Raw genomic sequence first — 13546 nt, forward strand, 5'->3', positions numbered from 1 at the left:
GAATAGATCGTCCCATGATCTCCCGATAAGCCGCGCCCCCGGACCCGGGCGCCACAGGGAGAGACAACGCCGATGAACGTCCAGGCGCCAGCCTTGCAGGATCCCCGCCTCAACCGACCCGAGCCGTTCACGCCGCGCGACGGCGGCTTCTTCCAGCGCGACCATTCGATCCATCCGCCGGCGCATGCGCCCGGCTACAAGTCCTCGGTGCTGCGCTCGCCGCGCCAGCCGCTGCTGTCGATCGAGAACTCGGTCTCGGAGATCACGGGTCCGGTGTTCGGCCACAACGATCTCGGCCCGCTCGACAACGATCTGATCCGCAACTACGCCAAGGACGGCGATCCCGTCGGCGAGCGCATCATCGTCCATGGCCGCGTGCTCGACGAGACCGGCCGCGGCGTGCCGAACACGCTGGTCGAGTTCTGGCAGGCCAATGCCGGTGGCCGCTACCGGCACAAGAAGGATACCTATCTCGCCCCGATCGATCCGAATTTCGGCGGCTGCGGCCGCGCGCTGAGCGACGACACCGGCTACTATTATTTCCGCACCGTGAAGCCGGGCCCCTATCCCTGGCGCAACTTCGTCAACAGCTGGCGTCCCGCCCACATCCACTTCTCGGTGTTCGGCTCGGGCTTTGCGCAGCGGCTGATCACCCAGATGTATTTCGAGGGCGATCCCCTGATCCCGGTCTGTCCGATCCTGACGACGATTCCGGACAAGGACGCGCTCGACCGCCTCGTGGCGCCGCTCGACCTCAACGCCTCGACGCCGTTCGACTCGCTCGCCTACCGCTTCGACATCGTGCTGCGCGGCCAGCGTTCCACCTATTTCGAAAATCGCACCGCGGGGAATTGAGCCAATGCCGCAGCCGCTCGACTATCTCAAGGAAACCGCCTCGCAGACCGCCGGGCCCTACGTCCATATCGGCCTGATCCCTGCCATGGCCGGCTTCGACATTTTTGAGAAGAACTTTTCTAACGTGCTGGTGACGCCGAACACGCCAGGCGAGCGCATCACGCTGGAGGGCAAGGTGTTCGACGGCAGCGGCACGCCGCTGCGCGATGTGCTGCTCGAAATCTGGCAGGCCAACGCAACCGGCCGCTATAACCATCCGGCCGATCGCCTGGCCGGCGCGGTGGACGAGGAGTTTCGCGGCTGGGGCCGCGCCGGCTCCGATTTCGACAGCGGCCTCGTCACTTTCGAGACCATCAAGCCGGGCGCGATCACGGACAAGGCAGGCCGCAAATGCGCGCCGTACGTCAATATCTGGATCGTCGCGCGCGGCATCAACATCGGTCTCAATACGCGACTCTATTTCTCCGACGAAGAAGCCGCGAATGCCGCCGACCCCGTGCTCAACCTGGTCGAGCCGCCGGTGCGGCGCGCGACGCTGATCGCCACGCGCGGTGAGCGCGCCGGCAAGGTCGTGTACTCCTTCACGATCAATCTGCAGGGGGCGGAGGAGACGGTGTTCTTCGACGTCTGACGATCCGCCGATCGCCCCGCAGGATCATTCCACCTGGTCGCCTCGATTGATCGATCCGCGCGTGGTGGCTTGCGGTGGTTGCTGGCGCATCTCGCGCGATCCCGGCCGCTCGGCCGGGGCGCGCCCCACTCTTGGCTTCAGCTCCGTCAAATCGATGAAGACGTCGGCCTGCCGGCGCAGTTCGTCGGCCACCATGGGAGGCTGGCTCGCAAGCGTGGAGACGACCGTCACGCGGACGCCCCGGCGTTGCACGGCTTCCACCAGTGAACGAAAATCCCCATCGCCCGAGAACAGCACGATCTGATTGACGTGCTCGGCGAGTTCCATGGCATTCACGGCGAGTTCCACATCCATGCTGCCCCTCATCTTGCGGCGGCCGGTCGTGGCGTCAACGAACTCCTTGGCGAGCTTGGTGACGACGGTGTACCCGTTATAGTCGAGCCAATCGATCAATGGGCGGATTGACGAGTATTCCTGATCCTCGCTCACGGTCGTGTAGTAGAAGGCTCGCAGCAACGTACCTCGGCCGTGAAATTCGCCGAGCAGGCGCCTGTAGTCGATATCGAAACCGAGCGCCTTGGTGGCGGCATAGAGATTGGGGCCATCGATGAAGACCGCAATCTTCTCAAGCGAAGACATTATGCACTAATCCCCAGTTCCGCATTGAAGCCGGCAGGTTCAGCCGCCAGGGCTGTGTGCCGGCCGGAAAACGCCGAAGTCGCCGATGGCCCGCGGAAAAAAGGCGGCGCGGACGGCCGGAGGGGGGGCCGTCCCGCGCCAGTTAAGGGAGGTTGCTGCTATCAGCGCCAGGATTCCGAATGTAGTCACGTTAAGGCGTGCACATGCCACGCTCAATTGTACGGAGGTAAACGGCGCGTATCCAAAGGGTTGGATGCTCTATACGAAGGTAAGTGGCGCGCTGGTTCGGATCTCGACAGCCCGGCGCGATCACGAATGGCCTCAAGCTTCGCCGCCATGGAGTTGGGCGCGAAAGGCGCGCGGCGACAGGCCCGTGGCCGCGGCATAGACGCGGCTGAAATAGGCGGGATCCTCGAAGCCGAGCGCGTAGGCGATCGTCGAGACCGGCAAATTGGTGTAGACGAGGTTGCGACGCGCCTCGCGGATCAGCCGGTTGAGGATCAGGTGCGAGGCGGTGTCGCCGGTCGCCGCCCGCGTCAGCCGGTTGAGATGGGTCGGCGTGATCGACAGCGCGCCTGCATAGTCCGCAACGCTCCAGCGTTCCAGATGATGCTGTTCCAGCAGCGCCTCGAAGCGGCGGAACAGCCCGCTTTCCGCCGTGCCGTTGCCGCCGCTCTCGCTGGTGAGCGCGCGGGCCACCAGCCCGATCATGGCCGCCGACAGTGCACGCAGCACGTGCGCGCGGCCGAAATCGCGTGCGGCGTGCTCGGCGAAGATCTGCTTCATGGTGGTGCGGATCTGCGGCGTGCCGCGCACCACGGCCGATCGGGACAGGGTGCCGCGCAGTCCTTCCGAGGCAAGCAGTGCCTCGTCCAGAATTTCCGCAGCGATGGTCAGCACCCAGCCTTGGGTATCGGGCTCGAAGCGGAAGCCGTGGACATGGCCGACCGGCACATTGACGACCTGCATCGGCCGGAGCGGCACCACGCGCCCGTCGAGCGTCGCCTCGCCACCGCCGCGCTCGATCAGCAGCACCTGGTGCAGCCGGGCATGGCGGTGCACGGCCAGCGTCCAGTCGTGCAGCACCGAGCGCGACGCGATCGTCTCGCAATGCACGACGTCGGGCAGATCGCCGGACTCGCCGAAGAGGTTGTAGACCCGGATTGCCGGGGCTGAGGCTGCGGTTCTCATGTTCGAATAGTACAAGACAAAGACGAAACCCTCCATCGGTTTGCGGCGCCCCATCTGCAAAAAACGCGGCGACGGGAGGACGTAAAAATGAAAGTTCAGGTCTGCATCATCGGCGGTGGGCCGTCCGGGCTGCTGTTGTCCCAGCTTCTGCACCTGAAGGGCATCGATACGGTCGTGCTGGAGAAATACAGCCGCGACCACGTGCTCGCCCGCATCCGTGCCGGCGTGCTCGAGCACGGCTTCGCCAGGTTGATGCGCGAGGCGCAGTGCGGCGAGCGGATGGACCGCGAGGGCGAGATCCACAACGGTTTCGAGATCGCGCATGACGGCGTGCTCTCCCATATCGACCTGCACAAGCATTCCGGCGGCAATTCGGTGCTGGTCTACGGCCAGACCGAGCTGACGCGCGACCTCTACGAGGCGCGCGATCGCCTCGACGGCAAGGTCGTGCACAACGCCGAGGACGTGACGCCGCACGATCTGACGTCGGACCGGCCCTACGTGACCTATCGATCAAACGACGAGATCGTCCGCATCGATTGCGATTACGTCGTTGGCGCCGACGGCTTTCACGGCGTCAGCCGCAGGTCCATCCCGAAGGACGTGCTGCGCGAATACGAGAAGGTCTATCCATTCGGCTGGCTCGGCGTGCTGTCGCGCACGAAACCGGTGTCGCCCGAGCTGATCTATGTGAAGCATGAACGCGGCTTTGCGCTCTGCTCGCTGCGCTCACAAGTGCTGAGCCGCTACTACGTCCAGGTGCCGTTGACCGACAAGGTGGAGGACTGGAGCGACGATGCATTCTGGACGGAGCTGAAGCGCCGTCTGCCGGACGAGGTCGCCGGCCGCCTGATTACCGGGCCCTCGATCGAGAAGAGCATCGCGCCCTTGCGCAGCTTCGTCGCCGAGCCGATGAGCTACGGCCGCCTGTTCCTCGCCGGCGATGCCGCCCACATCGTGCCGCCGACCGGCGCGCGCGGGCTCAACAGCGCGGCGTCCGACATCTACTATCTCTACCACGCCATGCTTGCGCATTATCAGCACGGCGACGATTCCGGCCTTGCGGGCTATTCCGCCAAGGCGCTTGCGCGGATATGGAAAGCGCAGCGTTTTTCGTGGTGGATGACGATGCTGCTGCATCGTTTTCCCGACCGTTCCGAATACGAGGACCGGCTTCAGCAGACGGAGCTCGAGTACCTGCTCTCGTCCGAGACGGCGCAGCGGCTGCTCGCGGAGAATTACGTGGGTCTGCCGTTTTAGCGACGGTTTGTGACCGCTCAGCTGACGTTGCCGCTCCAAAGGGGAGCTCTCCTCGCGGCACGAGGCGAGTTCGCCCGTCAGGCCGGTTCCCTTTCAATAAGTGGTGACGGACGCCGAAATGCTCTGTTGCCTTGTGCGATAGTTCCTACCTCCTCAACCGAACAGGAGGGCGCAGCGATGACGAATACAGCGCTTGTGGTCGGCGCCAGCGGTATTGTCGGCAGCAATCTCGCCCGCCATCTCAGCGATCGCGGCTGGCAGGTGCTTGGGCTCGCAAGGCGCCCGCCAAGCGGCCTCGATGGTGTTCGTCCCATCGCGGCCGATTTGCAGGATCCGGCCTCGCTTCGCGACATCCTGGCGAGCCTTCGTCCCACTCACGTGTTTCTCGCCACATGGCTACGTCAGCCGACCGAGGCGGAAAATATCCGCGTTAACGCTGCGATGGTGCGCAACGTGTTGGGAGCACTTTCCGGCGCAGATACGCTTTCTCATGTCGCGCTGGTCACCGGGCTAAAGCATTACCTGGGACCGTTCGAGTCCTACGGTAAAGGCAGGCTGCCCGCGACGCCATTCCGCGAGGAGCAACCGCGGCTCGATGTCGAGAACTTCTACTACGCTCAGGAGGACGAACTATTCGATGCGGCCAGGCGCGGTGGTTTCAGCTGGAGCATTCACCGCCCGCACACGATCATCGGCTATGCGATAGGCAACGCCATGAACATGGGAACGACGCTTGCCGTCTACGCGACGATCTGTCGAGAAACGGGGCGGCCATTTCTCTTTCCAGGCTCGGCGATGCAATGGACCGGCCTGACGGATATGACGGATGCCAGATTGCTGGCGCGGCACCTGGAATGGGCCGCGACGACGACGGTCGCGCGAGACCAGGCATTCAACGTCGTAAATGGCGATGTCTTCCGATGGAGCTGGATGTGGGCGCGACTGGCCGGCTGGTTCGGGTTGCAGCCTGCGCCCTTTCCAGAGGAAATTTCGCCGCTTGAGCGTCAGCTTGCCGATTCAGGTCGTATATGGGCTGATATCGCGCTCAAGTATGATCTCGTCGAAAGAGACCTCTCCGTCCTTTCGTCGGCATGGCACACCGATGCCGACTTGGGCCGACCTATCGAAGTCGTCACCGATATGAGCAAGAGCCGTAAGCTCGGTTTCCCTGAATATCAGGCGACGGACGACAGTTTTTTCGATCTCTTCAGCAGGTTGCGTGCCGCGAACGTCATTCCTTGAGCCTTCTGACGAAGAGTAAACAACCGCTACTTTCCTTCCAGCGTATTGACCGGCGTCCACTCTGGCGATGGTGGATTTGCGGCGAGGGCTTTTGCGCGCTTGGCGAACAGCGCCGACGCCGGGTCGATCTTCGCGACGCCGTCGAACGCCTCGGCCGCCTTCGAAAACTCCCTTGCCCGCCAGCACGCCAGCCCCTCCGCATACGCTGTGGCCACCTTCGTCTGCTCGGCGCCCTCCGCGCCCTTGTCCGCGAGCGGCTCGAACACCTGGATCGCCTCGCCGCGGCCGAGCACCCTGATCGCATCGAGCTCACGCCAGGCGAAAGTGTCGCCGGTCTGCGCCATCGTCGTTTCCGAGGCCATGATGGCGGTGCCGTAATATTTGTTGGCGCCCTCGAGGCGCGAGGCGACGTTCACGGTGTCGCTCATCACGGTGTAGTTGAAGCGGCGGCGCGAGCCGATGTTGCCGACCACGGCTTCGCCGCTGTTGAGCCCGATGCGGTGCGACAGGCCATGGCCTGCGAAGGCGGGATTGCTGACGTTCAATTCCGCGAGCTTCTCGTGGCACTTCAGCGCGGCGTGAACCGCGTTGCGCGCGTGCGCGGGATCGTCGGCCGGCGCGCCAAACATCGCGACGATGGAATCTCCGATATATTTGTCGACATAGCCGCCATGGCTCTCGATGATGTCGGTCATGGCCGAGAGATATTCGTTCATCAGCGTCACCAGTTCGCCCGGCGTCATCGTCTCGGCGATCGAGGAGAAGCCGCTGAGGTCGGAGAAGAACATGGTGACGTTGCGCATCTCGCCGCCGAGCGCCGGCATCTTGCCGGAGGCGACCATGGTGTTGATCACTTCGGGCGCCAGATAGAAGGCAAAGCTCTGGCGCAGGAAGCGCTCGTCGCGATCGGCGAGCACGAAGCGGTAGCCGATCATCATCGCGAGGGCGGCAAGACTTGCGAGCGCAGGCTCGGTCGGCGGCAGCGCCAGCGCGTGCACGAACGCGGCGACGGCGACGGCTGTGTAAGCGGCAGTGAGGCCGAGCCATGCGATCATCGCGCCGCCCGGTGCGAGCATGGAGGCCGCGCAGGCGATGATCGCCGCGAACACGATCGCAAGAACGGTCCGCATGGGAAAGCCGAGCTCGGTCACGGCGTCGCGCTCGATCAGGTTTCGCACGACGGTGGCGTGCACGAAGACGCCGGCGATATCGCTCCGGGCCTTCTGTGCGGTGCTTGCCGGGGCGGGCAGGGCACAGCGCGCGGCCGGCGCCCCGTCATATCCGCCCGCAAGGCGCATCGAGGTGAGCTTGCGGTCCTCGAAGTTCAGGGCGGTGCCGAGCAGCACGACCTTACCGTCGAAGGCGTGGCGGAAGAAATCGCGGTCGCCTTTTTCGACGCAGGCGCGCAGATCGGCGAAGGAATAGGTCGGAACGTCGCGGCCCATTCCGCGGAAGTTGAGCGTCAGCGTGTTCGGCACCGCGCTCGGGACCGAATAGCCGGATAGCTCGGTCGCACCGGACGGCGCAATCGCGGGCTTTCCGCCGAGCGCGCGCGCGGCGAGCTCGACTGCCATCGCGGGGGCCGGCTTGCCGTCGATGGAGAAGCTGAGTGGCATTCGCCGGATGACATCGTCCGCGTCGGTATGGACATTGAGCGCGCGGATGTTGGTGCGCACCGCCAATTGTTGCGCACGATACGGCCTCTCCGGATGGTCGTTGCTGAGGATCTCGCCGAGCACGAGCTTGTCGCCGTCGGAGAGTTGCCGCAACGCTATCAGGTAATCCCGGTCAAACCCTCTCATGCGCGCGCCGAGCGGCACCTCGCCGAAGGGGATTTCCGACTGCTCGATCGAGCTTGGAAAGATGACGTCGAAGCCGATCACCTTGGCGCCACCGTCGGTGATGCCGGTGAGCACACGGCCGATCTCGCGTGTCCAGGTCTGCGTCGGCGATCCCTTGAAGGGTGGGGTGTCGTAGGTCTCGCCGTCGATGGCCACGACGACGACCGGCGAATCGGCGGGATCGCGGCGATCGCCGACGAGCTTCCAGCGCAGCGCCGTGAGGATATCGAGCGAGAGACCTTGCAGCGTCTGAAGCGGCGGGGACGTGAAGACCGCGCCCGCAACCAGCGCAATCAGGATCGCCGCAACGATGTCCCGTCCCCCGATCCGTCGCATCGCCCCGTCGCAGACCGCCTATTCGAGCCGCAGCAGCCGGCCGACGATCGGCGTCGGCGATGACGTGGCGCTGGCATCGACCTGGAAAGCGTAGCGCTTGGCGCCGAGGATGGCGAGATAGCTGCCGCCCGGGGTCAGTGTCTTTCCGGCTTTGGCAAAGTCATAAAACTTGCCACCGACCATGATCTCGCTCTTGAGCGGCACGCTGATCGTGGGCTCCTTGCCGTCGGTGCGTTCGATCACCAGCGTGCTGCCGCTCTTGGCCTGTATCAGCGGGGCGACGCCATAGAGCGTCGGCAGCTTGGCCGGCGGCGCTCCCTTGGCGTCCGATCGCATGGTGCGGAAGGTCGTTGCGGCGCTCTGGTTGGCCTCGCGCTCGGACAGTTTTGCTGCATTGGTATCGCAGGGCACCTTCTCGCGCTTGACCTCGCCGAGTTGCACGGTGCTCTGCTCGGCGCCGACCAGGACGACGCCTTCGCTGATGATCTCGCGCTGGCAGGATTTGAGGTAGCTGAGCGTGATGCTGGCCTTGGGCCCGAGCTTGATGATCTTGCCGGGCGCCACATAGTCCATGAACGCGATGCCGTCGACCTTGCCCTGGACGTCCTCGACGATCGCGGCCGGGGTCTCCGCCAAAGCGGGGGCCGCAAGACAGAACGCGCCGACACCAGCGCCGATCAGGCTTCTCATGGGAGTTCTCATCCAATTCGACCGATATATCGCCGGTCCCCGTCTTGGTCCGATGCTTAGCAGCGGCGCGTCCAGACAAATGTGACCGGAATCACTCTTGGTTGTTGGTGCACTCTAGCAGGAACAGGTTCAAACCTGCGACCGGAGAAAAGCGAAGCCGCAGCAAGCTATTTGCCGGATGGATCATGTCAGGCGGCCGGGACGGGCTCAGGCAACCGGTCCTCGACCGCAGGGCTCTCTGCCGCACACTCTATAATAGGCGCGAGAGGGGCTTCGGTCTTCTGATACGGCGTCGCCTGCTGACCGGCGGCGATTTCCACGACCTCGTCCCAGCGCGACAGGAAGGCCTCGACGCAGGCCGGGTCGAACTGCCGGCCCTGGTTCTCGACCAGATAGTCGCGCGCCACGTCGAGCGGCATCGGCTCTTTATATGGCCGGCGCGTCGTCAGGGCGTCGAAGACGTCGGCGACCGCGACGACGCGCGCGGCGACCGGGATCTCGTCTGCCTGAAGGCCGTTCGGATAGCCCGCGCCGTCCCAACGCTCGTGATGGCCTGCGGCAATTTGCGCACCGAGCTGGATCAGCTCGCAGCTGGAGTCCGCCAGAATCTTTTCGCCGATCGTCGCATGGGTGCGGATCACCGCCATCTCTTCGTCGGTGAGCCTGCCGGGCTTGAGGAGGATATGGTCGGGGATGGCGACCTTGCCGACGTCGTGCAGGGGCGCGGCCAGATAGATGTCGCGGCAGAGCCGGGGCGGCAGGCCGAGCTGCTCGGCGATGATGCGGCTGTAGCGGGCGACCCGCAGCGTGTGCTCGCCGGTGTCGTTGTCGCGGTATTCGACCGCGAGCGCGAGCCGCAAGATGATCTCCTCCTCGCGCTCGCCGAGCTTCTGGGTCGCGGCCGCGACCGCGCTCGCGAGATCCGCGGCCCGGTCGTTCTGCTTGCGCACGGCTGCACCAAGGCGCACCAAATTGCGCAGGCGCACCGTCATCTCCACGCTCTGTGGCTGTTTCGGTAAGAAATCGGTTGCACCAGCCTGCAGCGCTTCCATCTTGACGTCATCGGTCTGTCGCGACGTGATCATCGCGATCGGGATGTCGGCGCAGCCGGGCAGGGTGCGGAAGGCGCGGATGAAGCTGATGCCGTCCATATGCGGCATCTCGTAGTCGACCAGCACGAGGTCGAAGACGCGCTCGCGCGCGCAAGCCAGCGCCTCGACGGGATCGAGGAAAGTCGTGGCCTCGACCAGGCCTTCGGCTTCGATATGACGTTTCAGGAAATTGAGGACAGAGCGGCTGTCATCAACGAGAAGCGCTTGGGTCAGCATCGGCGGCCGGTCTCGTTCGGATGCGAGGCGTGACCTCCACGAATAGTCTTTGCGATTTAACGCGGAGCAAACGCCCGGGCTGCGGCGAACTGACTCAAGACTGCGCACAGCGCATGCGAATTGAGCGAACCATGCACGCCTGCATGCATACGCGAAGTTCTTCGGTTTGTGACCCGTAGTTGTACGGTGATGCCTATTAGGGGTTTGCACACTCTCCCAAGCGAATAGTCGTCGCGCGAGATTCGCGTCATGCGTGCAGCGAATCCCGAGGAAATCTGGGGGACGAATGCCGTCTGACGTCACTGAGCCGAAGTGGTCCCTACGGCTGCCTGCAGATTGCAGCATCGCTGCGATCCGCAGTGTCTATGACCTGATCCGCGAAGCTTTCGGCCGGCAGGATCGGCTCGAGATCGATTGTTCGAGCGTCGACAAGGCCGACGTAACCTCGATCCAGCTTCTGCTGTCGACCGCCAAGACGGGCGAGGCCCAAGGCCGCCCGGTGGTGCTCACATCGTTCTCCCAGTCTCTGCGCAACACCCTTCGCCGCGCCGGCTTCGCCAGCGATGCGATGATCGATCAGCACTTCCCGCAAAAGAAAGATGGCACCTGATGGCCACGATTCTCACGGTCGACGATTCCCCCAGCATCCGTCAGATGATCAAGGTCGTGCTCGAGCCGGCCGGTCACAACGTGATCGAGGCCGGCGACGGCGCACAAGGGCTCGCCAAGGCGCAGGCCGGCAAGCTCGACCTCGTCATCACCGACCTCAATATGCCCGTCATGAACGGGCTGGAGCTGATCCGGGCGCTGCGCAAGCTGCCGAGCGCGGTCGGCATGCCCATCGTGTTTCTGACCACCGAATCCAACGACACGGTGAAGCAGGAAGCCAAGAGCGCCGGCGCCACCGGCTGGATTACCAAGCCGTTCAAGCCGGAGCAGCTGCTCGCCGTGGTCGGCAAGCTGGTGCGTGCATGAACGCGATGGACCCGACAGAGGTCTTTCGCCAGGAAGCCAGCGAACTGTTCGAGGTCCTGGAAGGGGCCCTGCTCGACCTCGGCCAGCGTCCCGACGACCGCGAGCTGGTCGATTCCGCCTTCCGCGCCCTGCATACGATCAAGGGCTCGGGCGCCATGTTCGGCTTCGACAAGGTCGCCTCCTTTACCCACGAATTCGAGACCGCGTTCGACCGCGTCCGCAAGGGCGAGATCAAGCCGACGCAGGAGCTGATCTCGGTCGCGCTTGCGGCCAAGGACTATATCCGCGCGCTGATCGAGGATCCGCAGTCGACCGACGACATCATCGGCGAGGCCATCCTCGACGACCTCAAGCGCTTCGTGTTTCCCGACCAGTCCGCCGCGCCCGTCGCCGAAATCGCCGAAGCGCCGCCGCTGGCCCCCGGTGAAAGCAAGCAGGCCGGCTGGCACCTGTATCTGGAATTTGAATCCCACATCCTGCGCAACGGCTCGAACCCGCTCGATCTGCTGGAAGACCTTTGCAAGCTCGGCCCGTGCTTCGTCGTGCCCGTGACCGACGGCATCCCGTTCCTCGACGAGATGGAGCCGGAAGACTGCTATCTGAAGTGGGACGTCAAGCTGCACGCCGCCTGCGACAAGGACGCGATCGACGACGTATTCATGTTCGTCCAGGACGAGATGAAGCTGACCCTCTCGCCGCTTGAGCAGGTCGAAGCCCCCGCGCCGCTGCCGCTGTTCCAGCTCCTCGACGAGGAGCCGGCTCCTGTGGCCGAGATGGCCGCGCCGGCGGTCGAGGCTGTTGTTGCGCCTGTCGCCGCGCAGCCCGTCGCAAAGGCGGAGCCGAAGCCGGAAGCCAAGCCTGAATCCAAGTCCGAACCGAAACCCGAGGCCAAGCGTGACGATCGCGGCATCGCCACCGTCCGCGTCCAGGCCGAGCGTCTCGACGAGTTGATGGACCGGGTCGGCGAACTCGTCATCGCCCAGGCGCGGCTGACGCAGCTCGCCTCGTCCGGTTCGGATCTCTCGATCAAGATGATCGCAGAGGAAATCGAGCGCCTCGCCTCCTCCCTGCGCGACACCACGATGGGCGCGCGCATGGTACCGATCGGCTCGCTGTTCGGTCGCTTCCGCCGCCTGGTGCACGATTTGTCGCGCGACCTGTCGAAGCCGGTCGAATTCGTCACCACGGGCGAGGATACCGAACTCGACAAGACCATGATCGAGTGCCTGGCCGATCCGCTGGTGCACCTAATCCGCAACGCCATCGACCATGGCATCGAAGACACCGCGACCCGCTCCGCCAACGGCAAGACGGAGCAGGGCCGGATCGAACTCGCCGCCGTTCATTCCGGTGCGCAGGTGCTCGTCACCGTGAAGGACAATGGCGGCGGCCTCAACACCGCGCGCATTCGCGCGAAAGCGGAAGAGCAGGGGCTGATCGCCTCCGGCGCCGTGCTGACCGATCACGAGATCCACCAGTTCCTGTTCCACCCGGGCTTCTCGACCGCGCAGACCATCTCGGCGCTGTCGGGCCGCGGCGTCGGCATGGACGTCGTCAAGCGCACCATCGAGAACATGCGCGGCACGATCGATCTGTCGACCCGGCCGGGCCAGGGCACCACGGTGACGCTGCGCCTGCCGCTGACGCTTGCGATCATCGAGGGTCTTTTGATCCGTGTCGGCGAGGGCCGCTACATCATTCCGTTGTCGGCCGTGGAGGAATGCATCGAGCTGACCGCCGAGGACGAGCGCTCCCGCGGCCGCAACTTCCTCAACGTGCGAGGCAATCTCGTGCCCTTCCTCAGGCTGCGCGAAATCATGACTGCGTCGGGTACGCCCGACCGGCACCAGAAGACGATCATCATCTCGACCGGTGAGACGCACGTCGGTCTTGTCGCGGACCAGATCATCGGCAACCACCAGACCGTGATCAAGTCGCTCTCCAAGCTGCACTCCGACGTCACGATCTTCTCCGGCGCGACGATTTTGGGTGACGGCACGGCGGCGCTGATCCTCGATGTCGCGCAGCTCGTCACGCTGGCGCAGTCGAAGGTCGAGAAACAGCATATCAGCGAGGCGGCCTGATGAACGATGGTTTGACGGGCGAGCATCACGCCGACGCGATGCAGGTCGTAATGATCGGCCTCGGCGAGGAGAAGTTCGCGCTCGACGCAGGCCTCGTGCGCGAGATCATCGATCCCGTGCCGGTGACCAAGGTGGCGGGCGCGCGGGCCTTCGTTCCGAGCGTCATCAACGTGCGCGGCAACGTCATTCCGCTTGCGGACCTGCGCATCCGCTTCGGCATGCCGCAGCTCGACAATTCGGCCGACACGCGCATCGTCGTCATCGAGCTCACGCTCGACGGCGAGCCGGTCCTGGTCGGCGTCACTGCCGACAAGGTCTACGAGGTCACCGAGATATCGCAGGCCGACGTGCAGCAGACGCCGCGCGTCGGCATGCACTGGAAGCCGGAATTCATCCGTTTCATCGCCAAGTGGCGAGAAGAGTTTGTCATCGTTCCCAACATGGAACGCATCCTGAATTGAAATGAGGTCTCGG

General features: G+C 64.4%; 13 protein-coding genes. 8 read left to right on the plus strand and 5 right to left on the minus strand.

Translation table 11 applies throughout. The annotated features are described in order from the left end of the window. Positions 1-72: 72 nt before the first annotated feature. Both pcaH and pcaG read left to right on the plus strand, forming a co-directional pair. On the plus strand, positions 73-855 hold the full coding sequence (gene pcaH / locus AB4Z51_RS17045) for a protocatechuate 3,4-dioxygenase subunit beta (RefSeq protein WP_041955084.1): 783 nt from the start codon (positions 73-75) through the stop codon (positions 853-855). Positions 856-859: 4 nt separating this feature from the next. Further along, positions 860-1486 (plus strand): protocatechuate 3,4-dioxygenase subunit alpha, encoded by a 627-nt coding sequence (gene pcaG / locus AB4Z51_RS17050; protein WP_085402158.1) that lies wholly within the window; start codon positions 860-862, stop codon positions 1484-1486. A 24-nt stretch (positions 1487-1510) separates the two neighbouring features. On the opposite strand, the gene AB4Z51_RS17055 is transcribed toward pcaG, so the two are convergent. Both AB4Z51_RS17055 and AB4Z51_RS17060 read right to left on the minus strand, forming a co-directional pair. Continuing rightward, positions 1511-2125, minus strand: a complete 615-nt coding sequence (locus AB4Z51_RS17055) for a LabA-like NYN domain-containing protein (RefSeq protein ID WP_085402157.1) — start codon at positions 2123-2125, stop codon at positions 1511-1513. A 321-nt stretch (positions 2126-2446) separates the two neighbouring features. After that, entirely contained in the window at positions 2447-3352 is a 906-nt protein-coding gene (locus AB4Z51_RS17060) for a helix-turn-helix domain-containing protein (protein WP_085402198.1), read from the minus strand. A 51-nt stretch (positions 3353-3403) separates the two neighbouring features. Here AB4Z51_RS17060 and pobA point away from each other — a divergent pair, with 51 nt between their 5' ends. Together pobA and AB4Z51_RS17070 are read left to right on the plus strand one after the other, a co-directional pair. Next, complete coding sequence (gene pobA, locus AB4Z51_RS17065; protein WP_085402156.1) at positions 3404-4576, plus strand: 4-hydroxybenzoate 3-monooxygenase; 1173 nt, start codon at positions 3404-3406, stop codon at positions 4574-4576. Positions 4577-4753: 177 nt separating this feature from the next. Next, on the plus strand, positions 4754-5818 hold the full coding sequence (locus tag AB4Z51_RS17070; RefSeq protein ID WP_085402155.1) for an SDR family oxidoreductase: 1065 nt from the start codon (positions 4754-4756) through the stop codon (positions 5816-5818). Between the two features lie 26 nt (positions 5819-5844). Here AB4Z51_RS17070 and AB4Z51_RS17075 read toward each other — a convergent pair whose 3' ends face one another. The 3 genes from AB4Z51_RS17075 to AB4Z51_RS17085 form a co-directional block, all read right to left on the minus strand. Beyond that, a complete protein-coding gene (locus AB4Z51_RS17075) occupies positions 5845-7995 on the minus strand; it encodes an adenylate/guanylate cyclase domain-containing protein (RefSeq protein ID WP_085402154.1) in 2151 nt (716 codons plus the stop codon). A gap of 18 nt (positions 7996-8013) precedes the next feature. Then, complete coding sequence (locus AB4Z51_RS17080) at positions 8014-8685, minus strand: hypothetical protein (RefSeq protein ID WP_085402153.1); 672 nt, start codon at positions 8683-8685, stop codon at positions 8014-8016. Positions 8686-8873: 188 nt separating this feature from the next. Then, positions 8874-10013 (minus strand): response regulator, encoded by a 1140-nt coding sequence (locus AB4Z51_RS17085; protein ID WP_354113350.1) that lies wholly within the window; start codon positions 10011-10013, stop codon positions 8874-8876. Positions 10014-10299: 286 nt separating this feature from the next. Between AB4Z51_RS17085 and AB4Z51_RS17090 the strand changes: the two genes are divergently transcribed. From AB4Z51_RS17090 to AB4Z51_RS17105, 4 genes are read left to right on the plus strand one after another with little or no spacing between them, the layout of a single operon-like run. Next, positions 10300-10623 (plus strand): STAS domain-containing protein, encoded by a 324-nt coding sequence (locus AB4Z51_RS17090; RefSeq protein ID WP_063985245.1) that lies wholly within the window; start codon positions 10300-10302, stop codon positions 10621-10623. Next, complete coding sequence (locus tag AB4Z51_RS17095) at positions 10623-10988, plus strand: response regulator (protein WP_008142319.1); 366 nt, start codon at positions 10623-10625, stop codon at positions 10986-10988. Before AB4Z51_RS17090 ends, AB4Z51_RS17095 begins: the two co-directional genes overlap by 1 nt. Then, a complete protein-coding gene (locus tag AB4Z51_RS17100; RefSeq protein ID WP_085402151.1) occupies positions 10985-13072 on the plus strand; it encodes a chemotaxis protein CheA in 2088 nt (695 codons plus the stop codon). Before AB4Z51_RS17095 ends, AB4Z51_RS17100 begins: the two co-directional genes overlap by 4 nt. Continuing rightward, a complete protein-coding gene (locus AB4Z51_RS17105) occupies positions 13072-13533 on the plus strand; it encodes a chemotaxis protein CheW (protein WP_201266195.1) in 462 nt (153 codons plus the stop codon). The genes AB4Z51_RS17100 and AB4Z51_RS17105 overlap by 1 nt, the downstream gene beginning before the upstream one ends. Positions 13534-13546 lie beyond the last annotated feature (13 nt).

This window comes from Bradyrhizobium sp. 2TAF36, from assembly GCF_052114925.1.
In the GTDB taxonomy this organism is placed as follows: domain Bacteria; phylum Pseudomonadota; class Alphaproteobacteria; order Rhizobiales; family Xanthobacteraceae; genus Bradyrhizobium; species Bradyrhizobium barranii.

Bases quoted from the DNA above. Each gene is read 5' to 3' on its own strand.
- pcaH (WP_041955084.1), top strand. From the start codon at position 73: ATGAACGTCCAGGCGCCAGCCTTGCAGGATCCCCGCCTCAACCGACCC.
- pcaG (WP_085402158.1), top strand. From the start codon at position 860: ATGCCGCAGCCGCTCGACTATCTCAAGGAAACCGCCTCGCAGACCGCC.
- AB4Z51_RS17055 (WP_085402157.1), bottom strand. From the start codon at position 2,125: ATGTCTTCGCTTGAGAAGATTGCGGTCTTCATCGATGGCCCCAATCTC.
- AB4Z51_RS17060 (WP_085402198.1), bottom strand. From the start codon at position 3,352: ATGGAGGGTTTCGTCTTTGTCTTGTACTATTCGAACATGAGAACCGCA.
- pobA (WP_085402156.1), top strand. From the start codon at position 3,404: ATGAAAGTTCAGGTCTGCATCATCGGCGGTGGGCCGTCCGGGCTGCTG.
- AB4Z51_RS17070 (WP_085402155.1), top strand. From the start codon at position 4,754: ATGACGAATACAGCGCTTGTGGTCGGCGCCAGCGGTATTGTCGGCAGC.
- AB4Z51_RS17075 (WP_085402154.1), bottom strand. From the start codon at position 7,995: ATGCGACGGATCGGGGGACGGGACATCGTTGCGGCGATCCTGATTGCG.
- AB4Z51_RS17080 (WP_085402153.1), bottom strand. From the start codon at position 8,685: ATGAGAAGCCTGATCGGCGCTGGTGTCGGCGCGTTCTGTCTTGCGGCC.
- AB4Z51_RS17085 (WP_354113350.1), bottom strand. From the start codon at position 10,013: ATGCTGACCCAAGCGCTTCTCGTTGATGACAGCCGCTCTGTCCTCAAT.
- AB4Z51_RS17090 (WP_063985245.1), top strand. From the start codon at position 10,300: ATGCCGTCTGACGTCACTGAGCCGAAGTGGTCCCTACGGCTGCCTGCA.
- AB4Z51_RS17095 (WP_008142319.1), top strand. From the start codon at position 10,623: ATGGCCACGATTCTCACGGTCGACGATTCCCCCAGCATCCGTCAGATG.
- AB4Z51_RS17100 (WP_085402151.1), top strand. From the start codon at position 10,985: ATGAACGCGATGGACCCGACAGAGGTCTTTCGCCAGGAAGCCAGCGAA.
- AB4Z51_RS17105 (WP_201266195.1), top strand. From the start codon at position 13,072: ATGAACGATGGTTTGACGGGCGAGCATCACGCCGACGCGATGCAGGTC.